General features: G+C 71.8%; 27 protein-coding genes and 2 tRNA genes. 13 read left to right on the top strand and 16 right to left on the bottom strand.

Translation table 11 applies throughout. The features are described 5' to 3' along the window. Positions 1-10 precede the first annotated feature (10 nt). The 4 genes from ACQP6G_RS01365 to cysK form a co-directional block, all read right to left on the bottom strand. Positions 11-1030 carry a DUF1648 domain-containing protein gene (locus ACQP6G_RS01365; protein WP_429762375.1) on the bottom strand — a complete coding sequence of 340 codons (1020 nt, stop codon included), beginning with the start codon at positions 1028-1030 and terminating at the stop codon, positions 11-13. After that, positions 1027-1377 (bottom strand): GntR family transcriptional regulator, encoded by a 351-nt coding sequence (locus tag ACQP6G_RS01360; RefSeq protein ID WP_429762685.1) that lies wholly within the window; start codon positions 1375-1377, stop codon positions 1027-1029. The genes ACQP6G_RS01365 and ACQP6G_RS01360 overlap by 4 nt, the downstream gene beginning before the upstream one ends. Before the next feature lie 114 nt (positions 1378-1491). Then, positions 1492-2103: a serine O-acetyltransferase EpsC gene (gene epsC, locus ACQP6G_RS01355; protein WP_429762684.1), complete on the bottom strand. Its 612-nt coding sequence runs from the start codon at positions 2101-2103 to the stop codon at positions 1492-1494. Positions 2104-2182: 79 nt separating this feature from the next. Further along, positions 2183-3118, bottom strand: a complete 936-nt coding sequence (gene cysK, locus ACQP6G_RS01350; protein WP_429762374.1) for a cysteine synthase A — start codon at positions 3116-3118, stop codon at positions 2183-2185. Positions 3119-4022: 904 nt separating this feature from the next. Here cysK and ACQP6G_RS01345 point away from each other — a divergent pair. From ACQP6G_RS01345 to ACQP6G_RS01335, 3 genes are all read left to right on the top strand, one after another. After that, positions 4023-4313 carry a hypothetical protein gene (locus tag ACQP6G_RS01345; RefSeq protein WP_429762373.1) on the top strand — a complete coding sequence of 97 codons (291 nt, stop codon included), beginning with the start codon at positions 4023-4025 and terminating at the stop codon, positions 4311-4313. 12 nt (positions 4314-4325) lie between these two features. Beyond that, positions 4326-4784 (top strand): hypothetical protein, encoded by a 459-nt coding sequence (locus ACQP6G_RS01340; protein WP_429762372.1) that lies wholly within the window; start codon positions 4326-4328, stop codon positions 4782-4784. Between the two features lie 194 nt (positions 4785-4978). Continuing rightward, positions 4979-5272, top strand: coding sequence for a DUF6221 family protein (locus tag ACQP6G_RS01335; RefSeq protein ID WP_429762371.1), 294 nt, complete (start codon positions 4979-4981; stop codon positions 5270-5272). Positions 5273-5467: 195 nt separating this feature from the next. Here ACQP6G_RS01335 and ACQP6G_RS01330 read toward each other — a convergent pair whose 3' ends face one another. Continuing rightward, complete coding sequence (locus tag ACQP6G_RS01330; RefSeq protein ID WP_429762370.1) at positions 5468-6184, bottom strand: hypothetical protein; 717 nt, start codon at positions 6182-6184, stop codon at positions 5468-5470. Further along, a complete protein-coding gene (locus ACQP6G_RS01325; protein WP_429762369.1) occupies positions 6181-6492 on the bottom strand; it encodes a hypothetical protein in 312 nt (103 codons plus the stop codon). Before ACQP6G_RS01325 ends, ACQP6G_RS01330 begins: the two co-directional genes overlap by 4 nt. A gap of 304 nt (positions 6493-6796) precedes the next feature. Between ACQP6G_RS01325 and ACQP6G_RS01320 the strand changes: the two genes are divergently transcribed. Beyond that, positions 6797-7423, top strand: coding sequence for a hypothetical protein (locus tag ACQP6G_RS01320; RefSeq protein ID WP_429762368.1), 627 nt, complete (start codon positions 6797-6799; stop codon positions 7421-7423). Between the two features lie 136 nt (positions 7424-7559). On the opposite strand, the gene ACQP6G_RS01315 is transcribed toward ACQP6G_RS01320, so the two are convergent. The 9 genes from ACQP6G_RS01315 to ACQP6G_RS01275 all read right to left on the bottom strand — a co-directional run bounded on the left by ACQP6G_RS01315 (position 7560) and on the right by ACQP6G_RS01275 (position 12605). Continuing rightward, on the bottom strand, positions 7560-8306 hold the full coding sequence (locus ACQP6G_RS01315; protein WP_429762367.1) for a TIGR02391 family protein: 747 nt from the start codon (positions 8304-8306) through the stop codon (positions 7560-7562). Between the two features lie 47 nt (positions 8307-8353). Then, entirely contained in the window at positions 8354-8884 is a 531-nt protein-coding gene (locus ACQP6G_RS01310) for a hypothetical protein (protein ID WP_429762366.1), read from the bottom strand. Beyond that, positions 8884-9489: a hypothetical protein gene (locus tag ACQP6G_RS01305; protein WP_429762365.1), complete on the bottom strand. Its 606-nt coding sequence runs from the start codon at positions 9487-9489 to the stop codon at positions 8884-8886. The genes ACQP6G_RS01310 and ACQP6G_RS01305 overlap by 1 nt, the downstream gene beginning before the upstream one ends. Continuing rightward, complete coding sequence (locus ACQP6G_RS01300; protein WP_429762364.1) at positions 9486-9755, bottom strand: hypothetical protein; 270 nt, start codon at positions 9753-9755, stop codon at positions 9486-9488. The genes ACQP6G_RS01305 and ACQP6G_RS01300 overlap by 4 nt, the downstream gene beginning before the upstream one ends. Before the next feature lie 334 nt (positions 9756-10089). Then, positions 10090-10338, bottom strand: a complete 249-nt coding sequence (locus tag ACQP6G_RS01295) for a hypothetical protein (protein WP_429762363.1) — start codon at positions 10336-10338, stop codon at positions 10090-10092. Continuing rightward, positions 10335-10559, bottom strand: a complete 225-nt coding sequence (locus tag ACQP6G_RS01290; RefSeq protein WP_429762362.1) for a helix-turn-helix transcriptional regulator — start codon at positions 10557-10559, stop codon at positions 10335-10337. Before ACQP6G_RS01290 ends, ACQP6G_RS01295 begins: the two co-directional genes overlap by 4 nt. Further along, complete coding sequence (locus tag ACQP6G_RS01285; protein WP_429762361.1) at positions 10556-10783, bottom strand: helix-turn-helix domain-containing protein; 228 nt, start codon at positions 10781-10783, stop codon at positions 10556-10558. The genes ACQP6G_RS01290 and ACQP6G_RS01285 overlap by 4 nt, the downstream gene beginning before the upstream one ends. Before the next feature lie 240 nt (positions 10784-11023). Next, on the bottom strand, positions 11024-12412 hold the full coding sequence (locus ACQP6G_RS01280; RefSeq protein WP_429762360.1) for a tyrosine-type recombinase/integrase: 1389 nt from the start codon (positions 12410-12412) through the stop codon (positions 11024-11026). A 122-nt stretch (positions 12413-12534) separates the two neighbouring features. Beyond that, positions 12535-12605: transfer RNA gene (locus ACQP6G_RS01275), tRNA-Gly, on the bottom strand. A gap of 160 nt (positions 12606-12765) precedes the next feature. Between ACQP6G_RS01275 and ACQP6G_RS01270 the strand changes: the two genes are divergently transcribed. The 7 genes from ACQP6G_RS01270 (at position 12766) to clpX (ending at position 18759) form a co-directional block, all read left to right on the top strand. Further along, positions 12766-12839 (top strand) — tRNA-Pro (locus tag ACQP6G_RS01270). Between the two features lie 130 nt (positions 12840-12969). Then, positions 12970-13488, top strand: coding sequence for a DUF4190 domain-containing protein (locus ACQP6G_RS01265; protein WP_429762359.1), 519 nt, complete (start codon positions 12970-12972; stop codon positions 13486-13488). A gap of 215 nt (positions 13489-13703) precedes the next feature. Continuing rightward, complete coding sequence (gene tig / locus ACQP6G_RS01260; RefSeq protein WP_429762683.1) at positions 13704-15071, top strand: trigger factor; 1368 nt, start codon at positions 13704-13706, stop codon at positions 15069-15071. Positions 15072-15211: 140 nt separating this feature from the next. Beyond that, complete coding sequence (locus ACQP6G_RS01255; RefSeq protein WP_429762358.1) at positions 15212-15802, top strand: TetR/AcrR family transcriptional regulator; 591 nt, start codon at positions 15212-15214, stop codon at positions 15800-15802. A 136-nt stretch (positions 15803-15938) separates the two neighbouring features. Next, positions 15939-16559 (top strand): ATP-dependent Clp protease proteolytic subunit, encoded by a 621-nt coding sequence (locus ACQP6G_RS01250; RefSeq protein ID WP_429762682.1) that lies wholly within the window; start codon positions 15939-15941, stop codon positions 16557-16559. A gap of 82 nt (positions 16560-16641) precedes the next feature. Then, positions 16642-17328: an ATP-dependent Clp protease proteolytic subunit gene (locus tag ACQP6G_RS01245; protein WP_429762681.1), complete on the top strand. Its 687-nt coding sequence runs from the start codon at positions 16642-16644 to the stop codon at positions 17326-17328. Between the two features lie 156 nt (positions 17329-17484). Beyond that, complete coding sequence (clpX, locus tag ACQP6G_RS01240) at positions 17485-18759, top strand: ATP-dependent Clp protease ATP-binding subunit ClpX (RefSeq protein WP_429762357.1); 1275 nt, start codon at positions 17485-17487, stop codon at positions 18757-18759. Between the two features lie 14 nt (positions 18760-18773). On the opposite strand, the gene ACQP6G_RS01235 is transcribed toward clpX, so the two are convergent. Then, complete coding sequence (locus tag ACQP6G_RS01235; protein ID WP_429762356.1) at positions 18774-20567, bottom strand: AMP-dependent synthetase/ligase; 1794 nt, start codon at positions 20565-20567, stop codon at positions 18774-18776. 155 nt (positions 20568-20722) lie between these two features. Here ACQP6G_RS01235 and ACQP6G_RS01230 point away from each other — a divergent pair, with 155 nt between their 5' ends. Both ACQP6G_RS01230 and ACQP6G_RS01225 read left to right on the top strand, forming a co-directional pair. Continuing rightward, a complete protein-coding gene (locus tag ACQP6G_RS01230) occupies positions 20723-21112 on the top strand; it encodes a chorismate mutase (RefSeq protein ID WP_429762355.1) in 390 nt (129 codons plus the stop codon). A 132-nt stretch (positions 21113-21244) separates the two neighbouring features. After that, complete coding sequence (locus ACQP6G_RS01225) at positions 21245-22495, top strand: baeRF2 domain-containing protein (protein ID WP_429762354.1); 1251 nt, start codon at positions 21245-21247, stop codon at positions 22493-22495. The last annotated feature ends 94 nt before the right edge of the window (positions 22496-22589 follow it).

Here is a 22589-nt window from a genome sequence, read left to right as displayed (position 1 = left end):
TCGCGGGCGGTCAGCGGCTCCGGGCGCGGTCGGCCATCGTGTTCAGCAGCGCGGCGGCCTCGGCGGCGTCGTCGACGGTGACGGCGAACGACCGCCCGCCCGTCCGCTGGACGAGCAGCGCCTGCCCGCCGCGCAGCACGACGCCCACGCGCCCGTCGCGGGCGGTGCGCCAGCCCCAGCCGCCGTAGTCGCGCAGCGGGCGCACCTGCGTCACCGAGGCCCGGACCACCTCGTCCGCGGGGACGTGGGTCCCCGGCCAGCGGGCCGCGGAACGCACCGTGAGCCCGCTCGGGTCCACCCGCACGGTGAAGGCGAACATCGTGACGAACAGCGCGGCGAGGAGCACCGGGACGACCAGCATCGTCCACTCGGCCGTCAGCGCCGCCGCGAGCGCGGTCAGGGCGACGGCGACAGCCCCGACGGCGAGGCCCGGCCCGCCGGTCGCGCGGCGCAGCCAGACCGCGCGCTCGCCGTCGCGGAGCGCGGTCCGGGGCGCGTCTGCGGGGACCGCCTCGGCTGCGGGCATCGCGGGGTCGCCCGGCACGAGGGCGGCCGCGATCCCGGCGGGGACGAGCGGCAGGAGGACGGCCGTCAGCAGCGCGGCGCCGGACAGCCCGACCTGGGACGGGTCCGCCAGGCCGCGCTGCGGCGCGAGCGTGCCGACGACGACCGCGGCCATGAACGCGCCCGACCACACGCACCCCGCGGCGGTGATCCGTCGGGTCGAGGCGGCGGAGCCCTGCGTCAGCCCGATCGCCGCGAAGAGCCCGCAGAGCGCGACGGTGCTCACGAGGCCGACCAGCACCAGCGCGGTCGGCGACATGAAGCCGTCGGGCACGCCGCCGCGGCTCCAGTGCGACGCGACCTGCGCCGGCAGCTCGTCCCGCCACGCCCGGACCACGACCGCCGCGCCGAGCGCGAACAGCAGCCCGACGAGCGCCGACCATGCCGTCGCGCGGCGCGCGCGGGGGCGCCACGCCTCGGTGCCGGAGCGTGCTCGCGGGGTGCCGGGCGGGGGAGCGGTGGTCATCGGTGCATCGCCTCCGTGACGAGGGTGGTGGTGGTCTGGACGGACAGCCCCGCCCGGCGGGCCGCGGCGGCCAGGTCGGCCACGGCTCGTTCGACGTCGGTCAGGTCGGTCGCGGTGGACGCGACGACGGCGCCGCGCCCGCGCCGCAGCTCGAGCGTGCCGTCGTCGCGCAGCACCTGGTAGGCCCGCAGCACGGTGTGCATGTTGAGCTCGAGCGAGGCGGCGAGCTCCCGGGCCGAGGGCAGCCGTTCCCCCGGGCGGAGCGTCCCGTGCGCGACGCCGAGGCGCACCTGGGCGACGAGCTGCGCGTACAGCGGGTCGTCGCTCGCCGGGTCGATGCGCCACATCACGGACGCAGGCTACTTGTTCTACGACTACTAGAACAAACGTCGCGGCCCGACGACGACGGCCCCTGCGCCCGCCGCCGGGAGCGGTGGGTGCAGGGGCCGTCACGGGGGCCGTCAGATGACGTACTCGAGCAGCTCCGAGGCGTCCTCGACGTGCTGGCCGTGGTCCGGCCGGTGGCCGGGGGTGCGGGCGTGGGCGGGCACCCCGACGGCCACCATGCCGTTCGGCACGTCGCGGGTGACGACGGCGTTCGCGCCGATCTGCGCGTCGTCCCCGATCCACAGCGGGCCGAGGATCTTGGCCCCGGCACCCACCATGACCCGGTCGCCCAGGGTCGGGTGCCGCTTGCCCCGGGTCATCGAGCGGCCGCCCAGGGTGGAGCCGTGGAACAGGACGCAGTCGTCGCCGACGACCGCCGTCTGCCCGATCACCACGCCCATGCCGTGGTCGATGAAGAGCCGCCTCCCGATCCGCGCGCCGGGGTGGATCTCGATCCCCGTGACCCACCGGGCGGCCTGCGACACCAGGCGTGCCGGCAGGCGCAGGCCGGGCCGGTGCCACATGCGGTGCGACAGGCGGTGCGCCCACACGGCGTGCACGCCCGGGTACGCGAGCGCGACCTCGAACCGGGAGCGCGCCGCGGGGTCGTGCGCGTGCGCGGCCTCGAGGTCCTCGGCGAGGATCTCGACCAGGTGGCGCAGGCCCGGGCGGTGCCCGGCCGGCATCGGGTGGTCGACGTCGCCGTCGAGGTCCTGGTGGCCGGGTCCGGCGGTGGCGGTCGGAGCGGTGCGGCGGCTCGTCACGTCAGTCCAGCAGGTCCGAGTACAGGATCGTGGACAGGTACCGCTCGCCGAAGTCGGGGATGACGACGACGATCAGCTTCCCGGCGTTCTCGGGCCGCTTGGCGACCTCGAGCGCCCCCGCGATCGCGGCGCCGGAGGAGATGCCGACCAGCAGGCCCTCCTCCTTCGCGGCGCGGCGGGCGAGCTCCACGGAGGTCTCCGCGTCGATGTCGACGACCTCGTCGTAGACGGAGGTGTCGAGGATCTCCGGCACGAAGTTCGCGCCCAGGCCCTGGATCTTGTGCGGGCCGGGGTTCCCGCCGGTGAGGATGGGCGACTCGGCCGGCTCGACCGCGACGATCTTCACCTCCGGCTTGCGCTCCTTGAGGACCTGGCCGACGCCGGTGATCGTGCCGCCCGTGCCGATGCCGGCCACGACGATGTCGACCTCGCCGTCCGTGTCGGCCCAGATCTCCTCGGCCGTCGTCTCCCGGTGCACCTTCGGGTTGGCCTCGTTGGCGAACTGGCGGGCGAGGATCGCGCCGGGACGCTCCGCGGCGATCTTCTCCGCGGCGGCGACGGCGCCCTTCATGCCCTCCGCGCCCGGCGTGAGCACGAGCTCCGCGCCGTACGCGCGCAGCAGGGCGCGGCGCTCCTTCGACATCGTCTCGGGCATCGCGAGCACGACCTTGTAGCCGCGCGCGGCGCCGACCCAGGCCAGCGCGATGCCGGTGTTGCCGGAGGTGCCCTCGACGATGGTGCCGCCCGGCTGCAGGGCGCCGGAGGCCTCCGCGGTGTCGATGATCGAGACGCCGATGCGGTCCTTGACGGAGTTGGCGGGGTTGTAGAACTCGAGCTTCGCGACGACCGTCGCGTCGAGGCCGGCGGCGAGACGGTTCAGCCGGACGAGCGGGGTGCGGCCGATGAGCTTCGTCGCGTCGTCGTAGATGCGTGCCATGGGTGTTCCTTCTCCAGGAGTGCGTGCGGGCGAGGTGCTGCGGGTGTGCCGCCGCGTGCGGGGCGGGCCCCCGAGCGGGTGCTCGGAGGGGCGCGGCGCAGGGGCGTCGGCGAGGTCGGTGCGAGCGCCGCACGGTCGCCGGGGACCCGCCGTCGGGCGGGTCGGACGTGACGTGGACGCTCTATCGACAGCATCGCGGCGTCGTCGCCGCGGCGCACGCGGGGGTGCGGAGCGTCGACGCCGGCACCGTCCTCCGGTGTGACGAGAGGGCGGCCGAGGGGGCGACGCGGCGGACGATCGTCATGGCCGGCCCTCCTCGTGAAGCTTCCTGGTGCGTCGTCGTGCAGCTGCCGCGCGGTCGCGCCTGTCGCAGGCTGCGGCGCCGAGCCTAACCAGGTCGCCACCGATCGACAAGGAGCATCTCATCCATCGGCGTCGTCGATCGGTCGGGCGACGCCTGTCCCCGGGGGCGCGGTCGGGCCGCCGGGGGAGGAGGGGAGAGGAGGAAGGGAGCGGGCGACGGGAATCGAACCCGCGTAGCCAGTTTGGAAGTCGCCAGCCGAGACCCCTCTGACCTGGGCGAATGCGCCCTGACCTGCGGGGATGCTTGCGGTAGGTGTTCCTAACTATACCTAACTTGCGCTCTCTACTGGCACGGACTGGCACGGACTGGCATGCCAGAAGCGACTGTCACCACCTGTTCGAACGGGCCGAACAGCGTCCACGCCAGCAGCAACGTGCGCGACGACTGGACGCGCCACACACTGCCGAACTGCGGCCTTGCTGCCCATTGCGGTCGCGGACGTCTCTGTTGGGTGAATCTTGCGTGTGCGATGGGGGAGTAGCGCCCGATATGGCCGGGTTCCGGCCTGCGTGGCTCTGTCGGTGTGGCACTATCACGTCCATGGACGACTTCCAGGTTGCGCGCGACTCGCTCGGCAACTGGTCTGTGGCCAACCTCCCGGGCGTCGTGGAGGTGCGCATCTACGCGGACGAGAAGGACCGCTCGGCCCACATGGAAATCTGCCTTGAGCAGGACACCTGGCAGGCGCGGGACGCCGTCATTGACGAGATGGTCGAGATCGAGGCCATGTTCTTCGACGACTTCGCCATCACGTACTCGTTTGGCGAGAGCCGGTCGCCGGAGTTGGCGGCGGTCGAGGGTCTGTCCACGCGCACCTTCGCGGCTGTGTGAGCGGCTGTAGTCATGGACGTCGCGAAGCATCTGGAGCGGGCTGAGCGGCACAAGGTCGTCGGCGATGCGCTCGCCGAGGCAGGTGATGAGTGGGCGGCGGTCTGCTACTTTTACGCTGCCTACCACCTCATGCGGCACGCGCTGCGGACCGATCCGATTTTCGACGATCCGACCCGTCTCGCGGCCGTCTCGCCGGACCTTGCGCCGGAACTACGCGAGGTTGCGCGGCACCAGGGCCGCCGGGGGGCCACCAGGGAGTACGGGGTCAACGATCTGGTGCGCCTGCTCTACGGCAATGAGACGGCGAAGGTGTACGGCCGTCTCCACTACGCGAGCATCGCCGTGCGGTACGAGGACGGACTGAGGGGGAAGCCCCTCGGCCAGTTGCGCGAGGAGCTCGACACGATCCGGCTCGCCCATGCCCAGGGTCAACTGAAGTGCCAGGGCGCAGCGGCACGACTTGAGCCCTAGCGGTCGTCGTCGCGCGCCGATCCATGGCCATCAGCCCGCTCGTGCATGCTCTGGCTGGGCTCGGCCCGAATGCTTCAGCGTTCAACCTTTGCAGAGAGAAATAACCATTGGCACGGGGTCGCCCGGCCCCCTCGCTCAAAAAACCACCCCCCTCGTCCGGCGACGCGGCGCGCTCGGCGCGCGAGCATGGAGCGATGGAACCCAGAGACATCGACGCCCTGCCCGACTTCGTGCGCGCCAACCTGGACGCGCTTCCCGACCCCGAGGCGGCGCGGCTGGTGCTGGCGGCCTACGAGGACGGCCTGGCCGACTTCCGCGGGCACCCGAACTACGGCAACGCACTGGTGGCCGAGACACCCGTCCCGGACGGCCCTCCGACTCTTGAGCGCATCTCGGGGCGCCTTGACGGGCTGTTCTTCGCGCTCAAGGCGCTGGCCGCGCCATTGGCTCGTCGGCCGGGCTACAACGCCGAGTGGCAGGTTGCCTGACCGGGTGCAGGTGACCGGGTGTCCTCGTGACGGGGTGGGGGCAACCGGGGGGGGTGCACTCCCGCTAGGCAGGGGGTGTGCCCTCGTGGCCGAGCCGGGGGGTGGTGCTCCACGACGAGGGGACACGGTGACCCTGGCCGACTCGCCGCCGCCAGGGGTTGGATTGACCCAGCCAGGGCCACCGTGGTCTGTGGGCTACCGGACGGTGATCCGTGCGGACGGGTAGACCCTCGTCTGCACCCGGCTGGCCGCCCCACTCCGTGCGCGCACCCCGGCCTCCAGGGCACGCACCTCGTGCTCGTCGTGGCGCTCGCGGCGTAGGGTCTCGGAGGCGAACCGGGGCACGTCGGCCACGCGCTTGACGGCGGTCTCGTCCATGCCGAACGCCGGGCTCTCGGTCAAGGACACCTCGCCCAGCCGCATGCCCTGGGCGCGTCGCTGGCCGACGATGGCGCCGACGAGACTGCCGCAGCGCACGCCGGTCTCGTGGCTCCAGTGCACCGGCACGTCGGCCACGTCCAGGGACACGACGTCCATCTGGCCGGTGTGCATGACGGTGTGGCCCCGATGCTCGGACACGGCATAGGCGGGCATGACGATGCCTGTCACGACGCGCGACCGGGGGTCGTAGTGCTCGAACACCCCGCGCGTTTCGTCTCGCCGGGCGCGGGCGGCCACCACGGCGTCGAAGCCTGCCCGGCTGGTGGTCCAGGGCACGTCAGCGATCTCATCCGGCGCCGTCCAGCGCAGCAGCGCGGCGGCCGTCTCATCGGCCGTGAAGCGGCCGGGCAGTCCCTCCGCGAGGCGTCCCAGGTCGTCCTGCCGCATCTGCACGCGCCGATCTTCAGGCAGGTGCTCGTGGACACCGCGCGCGAGCGCGGCCCTCTCGTCGGGGGTGGTGTAGTCGTTCATCGTCCAGTCTCCTTGCCTGCCGTCAGCTCGTCCCACTGGCGCCCCCTGGCCAGTAGCTCGTCGGTCTCGGCCAGCAACGCGCGGCGGCGCTCGGCTTGGGCCTGCTCGTCCACCTCGTCGCGCTCGGTCTGGGCGTCGCCGTCGGCGACGTGGGCGACGGCGGGGGCGCCCAGCTCCATCGGGTCGTCGGCGAGGTCGTCGTCAGCGGCGGAGGCGCCGACGTGGGAGGGCTGGCCGGGATCGGCCGACAGGTTGGGAGCTTGGGCCTCTACGTCCTCGTCGCCGTCCAGCTCGTGCAGCTCCATCACGGTGGTGACCTCCAGGCCAGCCTCGGCCGCCAGCGCTCGCGCGGCGGCCTCAACGTCGTCCCGGCGGAGGTACGGCGCAAGCCTCGTCAGCGCCCGCCGCCTAGCTGCCCAGCCCCTTGTCCACATACCCACGATTGTCCAGTTAGTCGCGCGGAATAGCCAGGTCTTCCGGCGTCCGAACACCACAGAGAGAAAGTCGTGCGGTCCGGGCGCGTGCCTTGACGGTGGGGCGTGGCCCGGATCGATCCCAGCCTGGGCAGCCTGGATCGCGCCTCCGGGCGGCGGATACCGATATCTTGTCCCCATGCACAACGGTGGGGGCATCGACTGGAATGCCATTGAGGCTGTGGCTACTATCATCGCAGCTGTCGCGGCGCTTATAGCAGTGATCCAAACCGGGCGACGAAGTCGATTCGCCGCCGATGCAGCGAGGGCCGATGTGTCCGCCTGGATTCCGACAGATTACGACTACAACGACATCCGCGAACGCAATGACCTAATCGTGAGAGTCCGTAACGACAGTCGGGCCACCGTGCGAATCGAGTTCGTCATGCTTCGGCCTCGTTACATCCCGTCATCCAGTCTGCTCGATTCGGACGACGCCTTTAGAATCGCTGCTACCAAGCGACGCGACCCTCTGGTCTGGTCACCAGTCGTTGAGCATCTAGAGGCGGCGACACAGACAGACATCATTATCCAACGTGCAACGTTCTCGGCATGGGTTGCGGGGGCAAGTTCGATCATGGATGAGGACAAGATAATTGAAGGGGCCGTCAACCCATGGGTGCGGCACGTAGTCCCAACGATCGTATTCTCCGACAATAACGGCCAGGCGTGGGCAAGACTCCGGAGCGGGCGGCTAAAGAAACTCTCTGACACGGAGATGATCTATACAATTCCCCTCAAGAAGTTACTTCCCGACGAGGGCTGAATATACTGCCCAGAGGGGCTATCAGGTCGCACATTCACCTTGGCATGACGTCCGAGCAGTTCAACAGTCGCTCGGCGCGGCCGGACCTGCGGGCCTGGCCTGGCGCGCGGCTCACGCTTCGGCGGCTAACCGTCGGCTAAGTCTTGGTGGTGTCCTTGGCCGTGACGAGTTGGCACTGGTCGATCCAGCGCGCCAGCGTGGACAGGCTGGCCAACTGCTCGAACGCCTCTTGCCGGGGCATTTCGTCGGTGCCGTGCGTGCTCGGGTTTCTGATGGCCATGAAGCATCCCTGGGCGAATGCTCGGATGCCGTCGCGCATGGCCTTCACGGTCTGGTCGCTATCCTCGCCAGGCCAGCGCAACCGAGGCTTGCCCGGCTGGGGCGCCCCGTCGCGTAACACCTCGGTCATGAGGCTCTGGTCTGAGACGTCGCGGCGGCCGACGCGCTTCTGGACATCGGCGTTCAGCACCGTGGCGGCATTCTGCACGGCCTGGCGGTAGTGCTCGCTGGACCATAGCTGGGAGGCTGCCGCCCAGACCGAGGGGTGCAGCGAGTCGGCTGCCATCGCCGGGGCGCGGGTACCGAGGTGCTGCCGGGTCTCGGCGTCGGTCTCGGCCTTGCCGAGCGCGTACTTGCAGATGGCCGCGCTTTCTGCGATGCGCAGATGACCGGTGGGTCCACGGGTGATCAGTGGTGACTCCGGTTGGTCCAGTACATGGGCCACAATCTCTCGGGTTTGGGCCTCTCGCGCTCGCAGGGCTGAGATGTGGTCCTCCGCGATTACCGTCCGGGAGGCCTGCGCGTTCCTGAGGATGCGCTCCGTCTCGTTGATCCACCATCCCAGGCGCTCACGCACCCAATCGACGTCGTAGTTCTGCGACATCCGCCCTCCATCGCCGTGCGCCCGCCCCGTAACACCGTGACGGCACCCTACCGGGGGGCGGCGACAGAGGGCGGGCCAGGTCTGAGGTCGTCTTCCACGGCGTAGAGAGGCGCCCGACGCTGCTGCTCGGCATGTCCGGGCGTCGCAGCTGGAACTTCGTCGTCATCATTCTGGATCACGATCAGTGTCTCGGTGAGCCGTTTTGTCCAGGCTTTGACCTCCCGGGTCGGGACCGCGAGTTGTATGTATGGGGTGTCACCCCAGTCGCCGGACAACGGGTGCACCAGCTCAGGGCCTCCGTATAGGAAACAGCAGTCGAATCCATCGAATCCATGGCAGCCGTGCGAGGCGCGCGTCGCTTCAAAATCTGCCAAAACGGCGAGCGCGAGCCGGGCCAGGATGCCCGCGGCCCTTCGCCGTGCGACGAAGACCTCGCGCGCGAAGTCCTGGCCGTCCCATAGGTCGCCGGAGATGTTATCGACGTGCGTTTCCGACTCGACCGTGATCAGGCGGTGCTCGTCGTCGTCCGCCTCGCGGATGGTGAGGCTGATGGCTCGCCAGTCGGCGGTCGTGCTCATCACCCGTCTTCTCCGTCGTCGGCCATGTGGAAGGTGACCGATCCATCCTTGTGGCGTTCGACTGGTTTCGGCTCCTTGGGACGACGGCGCGACGAGCCCGGAGCGCCAGCGGAGGGCACGTCGGCGCCGTCGTCCTCGTCTCCGTCTCCGTCCCTCCCTTGGGGTCGGGTCGGGACGGGACGGGACGGGATAGGGAGGGCGTGAGCCACGCGTGATTCGTCGCGTGGCTCACGCGTGAGAACCCAGCACCGGTTGGGATCGCACTTGGAGTGGTCACCCTTGTTGTGCAGGCGACGGCGTTCGTCGCGAGCACGGTTCTGTTCACGCCGGCTCTCGACCTCGGCTGCCGTCTCCTGGTCCGACCAGTCGAGCTGGTAGCCGGCCTCGGTGACCTCCCACACGCCCGCAGCGACCAGTTCGGCAACGTCCACCTTAGGGTCGGGCGAGTCGGTGAGCCGGGGAAGTGCCCCCGATGGCACGGCACCGTCGGTGAGGAGTCGGTTGGACCACACGAGGGCCTCGACGTGCAGCAGGCGAGCGGAGCGCCCCACACCGAGCAGGTCGGGGCGGTCGTTGAACGTGTCAGATAGCCGGGTCCACGTCATCCCTGACCACCGCCGAGCATCTGGGTCACGCGATCGGCGGGCGCGAACACGAAGGTCGTGGCGTACTCGACGCGCACTGCGTGGCGCCGGGAACGGGCGTGGCTCGCGGCGCCCCCGGTGTTGTCGGTGACGAGGCCGCAGCCGAGGCACACCGCGCGGACGGATCGCTCCAGGGTGATGCGCTGCATGCCGCCCGCGCGCGGGCCGTCGATGCCCTCGGGGTCGTAGCGCTCGGGGCCGTCTCGCTCGATGCGGGGGAGGCTCACGAGACACCCCCAGCTCGGCGCGGTCGGGTCGGCGGGCCGAATGCGTCAGGGCCGACGTGCGCCGCCGTGCAGCCTCGCCGGTGCCGATAGATGCCCGCCGGGGCGTTGATGCCCTGCCGCGCCGCCAGGCGGCGGTCGGCGCGGTTGATGGCCTCGGGCCGTGCCCCGCAGTACGGGCACGCCCGCGCGCTGCCAGGGCGCAGGATGGCCGCCTCCAAGGCTGTGCGCGGCCGGGGCGCCTCGGTAGCCTGGACACGGACAAGCCCGGTGCCCTGGCGGTCGCTGCTCTCGTCCTTGGCCCCCGGCGTTCGCGCGCCGGGGGCTTCCTTGCGCGTCATGGGATCTCACCCCCGGTCGTGGGGGCCGACGTCGTGGTGGGGCGGACGTCCCAGACGGTGACGTCCTCGCGGAGCCGGACGGCCGCCTCACGGGCGCCGCGCAGGGCACGCAGGGCGACGTGCCGGACGTGCGGGCCAGCCCCACCGAGCGCCGCCATGAGGCGGTCGAGGTCCAGCACGACGTCACCGGGGGCGCGACGGTCAGCGGTCTGTGCGTCGTTCACGACGACGTGGCGGGCGCTCACGCGACACCGCCCGTGGTGCGCTCGGCCAGCCAGCGGTCCAGGTCCACGCGGCGCAGACGGATGCGGCGGGGCGACAGGATGAGCGCGGGCAGTTCGCCGGTCTTGATGAGCCGGTAGACCGTGGACCCCGGCAGCCTCAGGTAGGTGGCCGCCTCGGGAACCAGCAGCAGCGGTTCCTCGGGGTCAGTGGTCCGGCTCTGGGCGGGGGTCGTGGCGCTCATCGGTGCGCACCCGTCGTTGGGCGGGCCGCCGGGTGCGCCGAGACCCATGCCCGAACATCGGCTGGCCGGATGCGCACGACGCGCCCGACCTTGAACGCCCGCAGCCGACCACCCCAGATGGCCCGGCGAATTGTGGTCACGTCCACGCTGGCGAACTCAGCCGCCTTGGTGATGTCCCAGTAGGGCTCGGTGTCGGGCGTTGGGGTCGGCGTTGGTGTCACCATGGGTGTGCTCCAAGCGGTTTGGGGCAGCGGCCCCTCGTCGCCCGGTGCTGCAACACCGGGAACACCGACGAGGGGCCGTGCTGTGCGGTCTGGTGACCACACGATCACCAGGGCGCGCGTACTCCCGCAAGGGGGCATTTCGGCCCATGCAACCCAGGAGACACCTGCAACACTTCCAGCCCCTACAGACCACCAAATGTGATGCAGATCACACCGTGTCCGGCGAGCGACTCCGGGTCGTCACGCGCCGGTCAGAGCGTCCAGGCGGTCGGCAATGTCGGTGTCCGCCGTGGACGCCATGTGCTGGTAGATCAGTGCGGCGCGGGCCGTCGCATGCCCCGCACGCGCCTGCACCGCCTTGAGGTCCGGCAGGGCGCGGTAGGCGAACGTGAGGCCGGTGTGCCGCAGGTCGTGCGCGTGCAGGTCGGGCCGCCCAGCGGCGGCGCGTGCCTTGATGAACGCGCGGGTCCAGGTGGAGCCCTGGAGCGGCCCTCCGGTCGAGGACGTGAACACCAGATCGTCGGCCCGTCGCCCCGTGAACGTGTCCAGGTGCGCGGCGAGGGCCGCAGCGGTCGAGGCGGGCAGGTTCACCGTCCGCTTGGACGCGCGAGTCTTGACGTCGCCCGCCACGGCGCCCTGGCCCTTGATGCGGGTCATGGCCCGTTCGACGCGCACGGCCCCGCCCGTGACCTCCCCGGCGTCGTCACGGGTGATCTTCACGTCGCGGCGCCGTAGCCCGGCCATCTCACCGAACCGCAGGGCACCCCACGTCAGCAGCGGCACGGCCGCCGCGTAGCGCTCGGGCATGGCGCCCGTGATCGCCACGACTTGTTCGGGCGTGGCGGGGACGCGCTCGTCGTGCTGGTAGCCCCCGGCGCCCCGGACCTGGCACGGGTTGACCGGGATCAGCCCTTCGCGCGCGGCGTCGCCCAGCACGGTGCGCAACAGGCTGTAGGCCAGCGCTGCCGTCTGCCGCCCGGCGTCGGCGGGCACCTCGGGCTCCACAACGGGCGGGCGCACGGCGCCCGCCTCACGCCAGGCGGCCACGACGGTGGGGGACAGGGCGCCGGTACGCGGGACGTCCAGCCCGGCCGCGAGCGCCCAGCGCCGGGCGGACTGCACGTCGGTCAGTTGGCGCCGCTTGGCCGCTGCCTTGATGCGCTCGTCCACGTTGGCCGCCGCCCTGGTGCGAACGATGGCGTACCAGTCGGCCACGGCCGTGACGCTGATCGCCCGCAGGGGCAGGGGGCCGAGTTCGATGCCCCGCCCCGCGCGGTCGGGGGACTTCACGGGTGCCAGCAGCCAGCGGGCCGCCAGCGACTCGTACAGGTCGCGGGTGCGCACCGACAGGTCGGCCGAGCGGCGCTCCAGCCAGCGCGCCAGGTAGTCGGCCAGGGACTCGTCCGGCGCCGGGGGCTGCCAGGTGCCGCTGGCCACGTCCACCGTGACCCGCGAGCGCTCCACCACGGCGGTGTCGTAGTCGTCGTAGACGCCCAGGGTCCGGGTGACCCCGGCCGGGTCGGTGAAGCGGACCTGCCAGCGGCCCGAGGGCAGTTGCCGCACGCCGGGCACGCGCCGCGAGCGGCGGGGCTTGGCGGCCTTGGCGGGGGGCTTGGGGGTGGTCGTCATGTGTCGTGCTCCCGGTGCGGGTGCCAGCGAACTGGCACGAACTGGCACGGCCGGTGGACTTCCGAGCCGTGGCCAGCGCTCCCGGACGGGGGAAACGCGCTGTGACCTGCGGTTTTGTGCGGAGCGGGCGACGGGAATCGAACCCGCGTAGCCAGTTTGGAAGACTGGGGCTCTACCATTGAGCTACGCCCGCACGGCCACCCCGCGACACCGTCGCCGGGGTGGGAACGCGGGCCAACCCTAGCAAAGCCCTGGGGGCGCTCGAGCCCGTCCCCGCGCCGTCCGTGCACGTCGTGGGCTCGGCCCCGGACGGCGGCACTACACTGACCGAGGCCCCGCCCGACGGCGGGCCGCGGGGTGTGGCGCAGCTTGGTAGCGCATCTGCTTTGGGAGCAGAGGGTCGCTGGTTCGAATCCAGTCACCCCGACACAGGGACAGGGGCGGACGTCGTGGTCCGTCGCGGCTCGCCCGTGGTTCGGCACGCGCCCGGCGTGCCGATCTGGAAGGATCGGCCCCCGTTCGCCGACGGACGGCGACCGACGTGCGAGGAGAACCTGATGACCACCCCGGACCCCTACACGCCAGGCACGCCCGAGCCGGGTGCGACGCCCCCCGGCGGCACCGAGCCCCAGCAGCCCGCCCCGGGTCAGCCGGCGCCGGGCCAGGCCTCCCCTGCCCAGCCGGCCGGCGGGCAGCCCCATCCCGCATCCCCGCAGGCGCCCGGCCAGGCCTACCCCGCCGCACCGCCCGCCGGGCAGTACGCGCCGGCCTACGGCCAGCCGCCGCAGAACCCGGGCAAGACGCTCGGCATCGTCGGCCTGGTGCTCGGCTTCTTCGGGCCCCTGTCGATCGTCGGCCTGATCCTGTCGATCGTCGGTCTCGTGAAGTCGCGCAAGGCGGGCCAGCCGAACGGTGTCGCGATCGCCGGCATCATCGTGAGCTCCCTCGTGCTCATCGGGACGATCATCGTCGCCGTGGTCATCGGCGTGGGGGTCGGTTACGTCCTCGAGCAGTGCGCCGAGCTGGGGCCGGGGACGCACGTCGTGGGCAACACCACCTTCACCTGCCCCTCCTGACCGCCGCGCACGCCCGCGAGCCCCGGGCCGTCGCGTCGGTCGGGTCTCGCGGGGGTGTGACGCGAGAGGCCGCCGGGCGGCCCTCGCCGTGGCGTAGGATGGACGGGTTGCCCGTACGCCCGTCGTACGGTCCCCGCACCCCGCGCCGCAGCAACCAGGCCGGCTCGCGCCGGTGAGACGCGCGCGCAGCACCCGAACCGTTGGAGACCATCGAAGTGAAGAGCGCCGTCGAGACCCTGGAGCCCACCAAGGTCAAGCTGACCGTCGAGGTGGAGTACGACGAGCTCAAGCCGAGCATCGACCACGCGTACAAGCACATCGCCGAGCAGGTGAACATCCCCGGGTTCCGCAAGGGCAAGGTTCCCCCGCGCATCATCGACCAGCGCGTCGGCTGGGGTGCGGTCGTCGAGCACGCCGTGAACGACGCTCTGTCGAACTTCTACCGCGACGCCGTCACGGCCGAGTCGCTGCGCCCCCTGGGCCAGCCCGAGGTCGAGGTGACCGAGATCCCCGCCAAGGCCGGCGAGGGCCAGCTCGCGTTCACCGCCGAGGTCGAGGTCCGCCCCGAGATCACCCTCCCGGACCTGTCCGGCATCGACATCACGGTGGACTCCACCGAGGTGAGCGACGAGGACGTCACCGAGCGCCTCGACGCGCTGCGCGAGCGTTTCGGCACCCTCGTGGGCGTCGACCGTCCGGCCGCCGAGGGCGACTACGTCGTCATCGACCTCAAGGCCGTCATCGGTGACGAGGAGATCGACTCGGTCTCCGGCGTCTCCTACCAGATCGGCGCCGGCAACATGCTGGAGGGCCTCGACGAGGCGCTCACGGGCCTGTCGACGGACGAGACCACGACCTTCGCCACCAAGCTCGCCGGCGGCGAGCACGAGGGCGAGGAGGCGCAGGTCACCGTCACGGCCACCGCCGTCAAGGAGCGCGACCTGCCGACGCCGGACGACGACTTCGCCCAGCTCGCCTCGGAGTTCGACACCCTCGAGGAGCTGACCGCGGACCTGCGTGAGCAGGTCGCGTCGATCAAGACGTCGAACCAGGCCGTCGCCGCCCGCGACCTGCTGCTGGAGAAGCTGCTGGAGGCCGTCGAGGTCCCGGTGCCGTCGGGCGCGGTCGAGGCCGAGGTGCACCGCCACCTGGAGTCGGAGAACCGTCTCGAGGACGACGCGCACCGCGCCGAGGTCACCGAGGACGCCACCAAGGCCCTCAAGAACCAGATCCTGCTCGACACGCTGGCCGAGAAGCTCGAGGTCCAGGTCGGCCAGGGCGAGCTCGTCGAGTACCTGGTCCAGGCGTCTCAGCAGTACGGCATGGACCCGAACCAGTTCATCTCGACCCTCGACCAGGGCGGCCAGATCCCCGCCATGGTCGGCGAGGTCGCGCGCTCCAAGGCCCTCGCCGTGGCGCTCCGCGACATCGAGGTCAAGGACTCCGACGGCAACGTCGTCGACCTGACCGAGTTCATCGGCACCGAGGAGGAGGACGCTGCGGCCGCCGAGGCCGAGGAGCCCACCGAGACCGCCGCGTCCGACGAGGCGTCGGAGGAGGCCGAGGAGTCGGCCAAGGCCTGACCCTCGGAGCCCCTCCGGGCCACCCGAACCCACGCCGGCCCGCATCGTCCTCACGGACGGTGCGGGCCGTCGTCGTCCCCGCTCCGGTCGTGACCGGAGCGACCGCCGGTGCCGGTATACAGGTCCGTATAGTGGGTCGGGTGATCGAGCAGACCCCGCCGTCGGCGCCCCTCACCCCGGCGGCGCGCCGGATCCTCGCGGCCGCGTCACGCCTGTTCTACGCCCGCGGCCTGCACGCCGTCGGCGTCGACACGGTCGCCGCGGAGGCGGGCGTCACCAAGAAGACGCTCTACGACCGCTTCGGATCGAAGGAGGCGCTCGAGGTGGCGTACCTGCGTGCCCGTGACGCCCGGTGGGAGGAGCACCTGGGCCGGAGCCTCGCGGCGCACCCGGCCGCCGGCGTCGACCGGGTCCTGGCGTTCTTCGACGCCGTCGAGGAGTGGTCGGCGGCCGAGGGCGGGCGCGGGTGCGCCGCGATCAACGCCCGCGCCGAGGTGGACGACCCCGGGCACCCGGTCGCGGTCGAGGTCGCCCGGCAGAAGTCGTGGGTCCGGGACCGCCTCGAGGCCGAGTGCCGCGCCGCCGGGCTCGCCCGCCCCGGCGGGCTCGCGGACGAGCTCATGGTGCTCTACGACGGGGCGCTGGCGGCGTCGGGGACCGGCGTGCCCGCAGGGCCCTTCCGGGCGGCGCGCCGCGCCGCCGGCGCCCTGTGCGCGGCGCACGCGGCGTGAGCCGCGGCCGCCCGCGGGGTCGTCGTGTGCGCCAGCAGCGAAAAGCCCCTCCGCCGGGACGTTTCGCGTGGTTGCCGCACGTTAGGGTCGATCGACGGCGATGACGAAGGAGACGGACGTGAACGACTTGCTGCGGATGGACGGTGCGACGCCGGTGGCGCGTGCCGATGGCCCGGGCCTCGGCCTCAACGACTCCATCTACAACCGGCTCCTCAAGGAGCGCATCATCTGGCTGGGCTCGGAGGTGCGCGACGAGAACGCGAACGCCATCTGCGCCCAGATGATGCTGCTGGCCGCGGAGGACCCGGACAAGGACATCTGGCTGTACATCAACAGCCCCGGCGGCTCCATCACGGCCGGCATGGCGATCTACGACACCATGCAGTACATCAAGCCCGACGTCGCGACCATCGCCATGGGCATGGCTGCGTCGATGGGGCAGTTCCTGCTCTCCTCGGGCGCGAAGGGCAAGCGGTACATCACCCCGCACGCCCGCGTGCTGATGCACCAGCCGTCCGGCGGCGTCGGCGGCACCGCGACCGACGTGCGGATCGGCGCGCAGCTGATCATGCACATGAAGAAGGTGCTCTCCGAGCTGACGGCCGAGCAGACCGGGCAGTCGCTGGAGCAGATCCTCAAGGACAACGACCGCGACAAGTGGTTCACCGCGGACGAGGCGCTCGAGTACGGCTTCGTCGACCACGTGGTCACCAACGCCGCCTCGGTCTCGGGCGGTGGCGGCGCGTCGGGCTCCTGACGCCGACCACCCGCCCCCGGAACCCACCGACTTCCCACCCGAGGAGAACACCGTGAGCTACTCAGACGAGTACCAGTTCGCAATGCGGGCCCAGAACCTGGCGGGCGCCGCGGCGCGTCCCGGCGGCGTCGCGCTCCCGCACGGCGCGCCGACGTCGCGCTACGTGCTGCCCCAGTTCGAGGAGCGCACCGCGTACGGCTTCAAGCGCCAGGACCCGTACACCAAGCTGTTCGAGGACCGCATCATCTTCATGGGCGTCCAGGTCGACGACGCGTCGGCGGACGACATCATGGCGCAGCTGCTGGTCCTCGAGAGCCAGGACCCCGACCGCGACATCATGATCTACATCAACTCGCCGGGTGGGTCGTTCACGGCCATGACGGCGCTGTACGACACGATGCAGTTCATCAAGCCGCAGATCCAGACGGTGTGCCTCGGCCAGGCGGCGTCCGCCGCGGCCGTGCTGCTCGCCGCCGGCCAGCCGGGCAAGCGGCTCGCGCTGCCGAACGCCCGCGTGCTGATCCACCAGCCCGCGATGGAGGGCGGCGGCTACGCCCAGGCGTCCGACATCGAGATCCACGCCAACGAGCTCATCCGCATGCGCGAGTGGCTCGAGTCGACGCTGGCGGCGCACACGGGCAAGACCGAGGAGCAGGTGCGCGAGGACATCGAGCGCGACAAGATCCTCACCGCCGCGCAGGCGAAGGACTACGGCCTGGTCGACCAGGTGCTCGAGAGCCGCAAGCCTGCCGCTCTCGCGCCGCGCTGACCAGCACGTTCACGGGGCCCGCGACCTCCCTCGGGGGACGTCGCGGGCCTCGCGACACGACGCACCGGGCTACTCGGCTGACAACGACGCCCTCGTGGTGTGGAATGGACGCAGGACCAGCACTCAGGACGTGCATTCACGAGATGGAGGCTCCCGGTGGCTCGGATCGGTGACGGCGCAGACCTGCTGAAGTGCTCGTTCTGCGGGAAGTCGCAGAAGCAGGTCAAGAAGCTCATCGCCGGCCCCGGCGTGTACATCTGCGACGAGTGCATCGACCTCTGCAACGAGATCATCGAGGAGGAGCTCGGCGAGGCGGCGGAGCTGGGGCTCACCGAGCTGCCGAAGCCGCGCGAGATCTTCGACTTCCTCGAGCAGTACGTCATCGGGCAGGAGCCGGCCAAGCGGGCGCTGGCCGTGGCGGTCTACAACCACTACAAGCGGGTCCAGGCGGGCGAGGCCCAGCGCGACGGCGACGACGCCGTCGAGATCGCGAAGTCCAACATCCTGCTCATCGGGCCCACCGGCACAGGCAAGACCTACCTGGCGCAGACGTTGGCGAAGATGCTCAACGTGCCGTTCGCCATCGCGGACGCCACGGCTCTCACGGAGGCCGGGTACGTGGGCGAGGACGTCGAGAACATCCTCCTCAAGCTCATCCAGGCCGCGGACTACGACGTCAAGAAGGCCGAGACGGGCATCATCTACATCGACGAGGTCGACAAGGTGGCCCGCAAGGCGGAGAACCCGTCGATCACGCGCGACGTCTCCGGCGAGGGCGTGCAGCAGGCGCTCCTGAAGATCATCGAGGGCACCACGGCGTCGGTGCCCCCGCAGGGCGGCCGCAAGCACCCGCACCAGGAGTTCATCCAGATCGACACCACGAACGTGCTGTTCATCGTGGCGGGCGCGTTCGCCGGGCTCGACGACATCGTGGCCTCCCGCTCCCGCAAGCGCGGCATCGGATTCAGCGCCCCCATGGAGACGGTCGCCGACGACGACCTGTTCGCGGAGGTGCGGCCCGAGGACCTGCAGAAGTTCGGCCTCATCCCCGAGTTCATCGGGCGGCTGCCCGTCATCGCGTCCGTGTCCCCGCTGGACCGCGACGCGCTGGTGCGGATCCTCACCGAGCCGCGCAACGCGCTCGTCAAGCAGTTCCAGCGGATGTTCGAGATCGACGGCGTCGAGCTCGAGTTCGAGCAGGACGCGGTCGAGGCGATCGCCGAGCAGGCTCTGCTGCGGGGCACCGGGGCGCGCGGGCTGCGCGCCATCATGGAGGAGGTCCTCCAGCAGGTGATGTTCGACGTGCCGAGCCGGGACGACGTCGAGCGGGTGGTCGTGAGCCGCGAGGTCGTGCTGGAGAACGTCAACCCGACGCTGGTGCCGCGCACGTCGCCCGTGCGTCGTCGCACCCCCCGCGAGAAGAGCGCCTGAGCCCTACCGGGCCCTTACCGGGAGTAGAGCGCGTCGACCTCGTCCGCGAAGTCGCGCAGCACGAGGTCGCGCTTCACCTTCAACGACGGCGTCAGGTACTCGTTCGCCTCCGTGAAGTCGCCCTCGAGCACCCGGAACTTGCGGATCGACTCCGCCCGGGAGACGGCCGTGTTGGCCTCCTCCACCGCGGCGTCGAGCGCCGCCAGCACCCGGGGGTCGGTCCGTGCGGCGCCCACCGACATCGGCGGGATGCCCTGCGTGGCCAGCCAGCCGGGCAGCATCTCGGCGTCCAGCGTGACGAGCGCGCCGATGAAGGGGCGCTTGTCGCCCACGACGACGACCTGCGACACCAGCGGGTGCGCCCGGACCCGGTCCTCCAGCGGGGCCGGGGCGACGTTCTTGCCGCCCGCGGTGACGATGATCTCCTTGGTGCGGCCGGTGATGCGCAGGTGGCCGTGGTCCAGCGCGCCCAGGTCGCCGGTGCGGAACCAGCCGTCCACGAGCGCGTCGGCGGTGAGGTCGGGGCGACCCCGGTAGCCGCGGAAGAGGTGCGGGCCCGCCACGAAGACCGTGCCGTCGTCGTCGATCCGCACCGAGGTGCCGGGAAACGGCGGGCCGACCGTGCCGATGCGCAGGTCGGAGGGCAGGTTCACGGCGGTCGGGGCCGTCGTCTCGGTGAGGCCGTACCCCTCGAGCACGGTGAGGCCCGCCCCGCGGAAGAAGTGGCCGAGGCGGTCGCCGAGCGGCGCGCCGCCCGAGATCGCGTACCGCAGGTGCCCGCCCATCGCGGCGCGCAGCTGCGACAGCACCAGCCGGTCGGCCACCGCGTGCCGGGCCCGCAGCGTCGCCGGGACGCGCCCGGCGTCGAGCGCGCGCGAGTACTGGCCCGACACGCGCGCGGCCCAGCCGAAGACACGCCGCTTGCTGCGCGACCCGGCGCGCTGCTCGGCGGAGTTGTAGACCTTCTCGAACACGCGGGGGACGGCGAGCAGGAACGTGGGCCGGAACGTCCTGAGGTCGTCGGTGAGCGTCCTGACGTCAGGCAGGTGGCCGAGCACGGAGCTGCTGGCGATCACCGCGACCTGGATCAGCCGCGCGAACACGTGCGCCAGCGGCAGGAAGAGCACGGTGCGCGCACCGTCCGCCTCCAGGAGCTCCGGGAGGGCGAGGCGGGCGTTCATCGCGAGGTGCGCGAAGTTGCCGTGCGTGAGCTCGGCGCCCTTGGGGCGTCCCGTGGAGCCGGAGGTGTAGACGATCGTGGCGAGGTCGTCGCGGCGCACGGCGTCGCGGCGGTCCGCGACGTCCCGCGCGGGGACGGACGCCCCGGCCTCGCGCAGCGCGTCGACGGCACCGGTCGCGATGACGAGGACCTCCTCGAGGTCGGGCAGCTCGTCGTCCACCTGGTGCACGGCGTCCGCGTGCGCGGGCGTCTCCACCACGACGAGGCGGGCTCCGGAGTCCTCGAGGATCCAGCGCACCTGGTCGGGCGAGGAGGTCTCGTACACGGGCACGACGACGGCGCCGGCCGCCCAGGCGGCGAAGTCGAGCAGCGTCCACTCGTAACGGGTGCGCGACATGATCGCGACGCGGTCGCCGGGCTCGATGCCCCGCGCGACGAGGCCGCGCGCCACGGTCGTGACGTCGGCCTGGAACTCGGCGGCGGACACCGGCACCCAGGAACCGCCCGACGCGGCGCGCCGCTCGAGAAGGGTGCGGTCGCCGGCCCGGGCGACCCGGTCCGCCAGCAGCGTGCTGATGCTCGTGCCCTCGGGCACGTCCACGAGGCTCGGCGTCGTCGCGACCGTCATCTGCTCTCTCTCCGTGCGTGGGTGCGGCATGCGCTGTGCGGCATGCGGGGCGGCGTCGTGCCGCTCGGCGGGCCGACGGGTCCCGACCGGTCTCCGGTCGGCGTGCGGGCCGACGTGGGACCTTACACGCTCGGCGCGCCTCGTAGGATCGGGTCATGCCCGACACCCCTCACGACGTCCCCCAGGCTGCCGGCCCGCGCCCCGCGACGGACGGCATGCCCCAGGAGATCCTGGACCTGCGCGCCAGCATCGACAACATCGACGCCGCGCTCGTGCACCTGCTGGCCGAGCGCTTCAAGATGACGCGGCGCGTGGGCGAGCTCAAGGCCGTGGGCGGGCTGCCGCCCGCCGACCCGTCGCGCGACCGCCAGCAGGTCGACCGCCTCAAGGGCCTCGCGGAGGGCGCCGGGCTGGACCCGGAGTTCACGGAGCAGTTCCGCAACTTCATCGTCTCCGAGGTGATCCGCCACCACGAGCGCATCGCCGAGGAGCACGCCGCCGGGCGGCGCAAGGGCGAGCTGCCGCCGCTGGACACCTACGCTTGAAGAGGTGAGATCTGACCTGCTCCGGTCCGGGTCGGCGGGAGTCCGGCCGCTGCGCCTGACGGGGTGGCGTCCGTCGCGTTTCCGTCGCAGGCTGGGTGCTTAGCCCGACGACGGACACCTGGGGGACCACGGATGAAGATCGACTGGCTCAAGCCCCTCGTCGGACGCCCCGGACCGTTCGCGACCGTCTACCTGGACGCGACGCCCTCGGCCGAGGCGGGCGACAGGGACGTCGCGAACCGGTGGCGGGCGGTGCGACGTTCCTTGGAACGGCAGAGCGCGCCCGCGAGCGTGCTGGACGCGCTCGAGGCCGCCGTCCTGCGACCCACACGAACGGCGGGCGCCCACGGCCGGGTGCTCATCGCCTCCGACGCCGGGGTCGCGGTGGACCGCGTGCTGCGCAACCCGCCCGCCGTCGCGACCGGCGCGTGGCTGCCCGTGCCGGTGCTGCTGCAGGCGGCGCAGGCGGCGGACGAGGCGGTCGACGCCCTGTGCGTCGCCGTCGACCGGAGCGGTGCGGACTTCTGGCCGTGCGACGCGGGCGGCCGGCCCGGCGGGGCGCGCGAGACGTTCGAGGGACCGAACGACGAGGTCAGCAAGACCTCCAGCACCGGCACGAAGCGCGCCATCATCGAGTCGCGTGCCGAGGACTCCTGGAAGCGCAACGCGGCGGCCGTGGCGGCCGAGATCGACCGGCGCGTGACGGAGGGGAACCCGGAGGTGGTGCTGCTCACCGGCGACGTGCGCGCGGTGAACCTGGTGCGGGCGGAGCTCGGGCAGGAGGCCTCCCGGCGGACCGTGGAGGTCGCGGGCGGCGGGCGCGGGCCGGGTGTGCGCGCGGACACGTTCGAGGCCGGCGTCGAGGACGCCCTCGACTCCTACCGGGAGCGCCGGCGCGAGGTGGTCCTGGCGGAGTTCCGCCAGGACCAGGGGCGCGAGGAGGGCGCCGTGTCGTCGATCGACGACGTCGTCGCCGTCCTGGCGCGCGGCCAGGTCAAGGCCCTGGTGCTCGCCGAGCAGATCGCGATCGACTCGACGTCCGCCCTGGCGGCCTCCGCCGGCGGGGCCGGGGGAGCGGGCGGTGCCGACGGTCTGCTCGGGGGGCGCACGCTGTGGATCGGCCCGGACCCGATGCACATCGCGACGTCCCGGGCGGACCTGGCGGACCTCGGTGTCTCGGACGGCCTCGAGGAGCTGCCGGCGACGTCGGCCCTGCTGCGGGCGGCGATCGGCCAGGACGCCGCGCTGACGTTCGCGCCCGAGGGCTCCGTGGAGCTCATGGACGGCGTCGGCGCGACCCTGCGGTGGCACGACGACGGGACGCCGAAGGAGGTCGCCGCCACCATGAGCGGCGACGGCGACCGGTTCACCACGCCGAGGTAGTACGGAATTCGCCGAGGTAGTACGAGGGACGGCCCGCGAGAATGCGGGCCGTCCCTCGTACTACCTCGGCGAATTCCGTACTACCTCGGCGTAT

It is taken from the genome of Isoptericola nanjingensis, from assembly GCF_050311635.1.
In the GTDB taxonomy this organism is placed as follows: Bacteria; Actinomycetota; Actinomycetes; order Actinomycetales; family Cellulomonadaceae; genus Isoptericola; species Isoptericola nanjingensis.
This window is presented reverse-complemented; position numbering and strand designations above follow the sequence as displayed.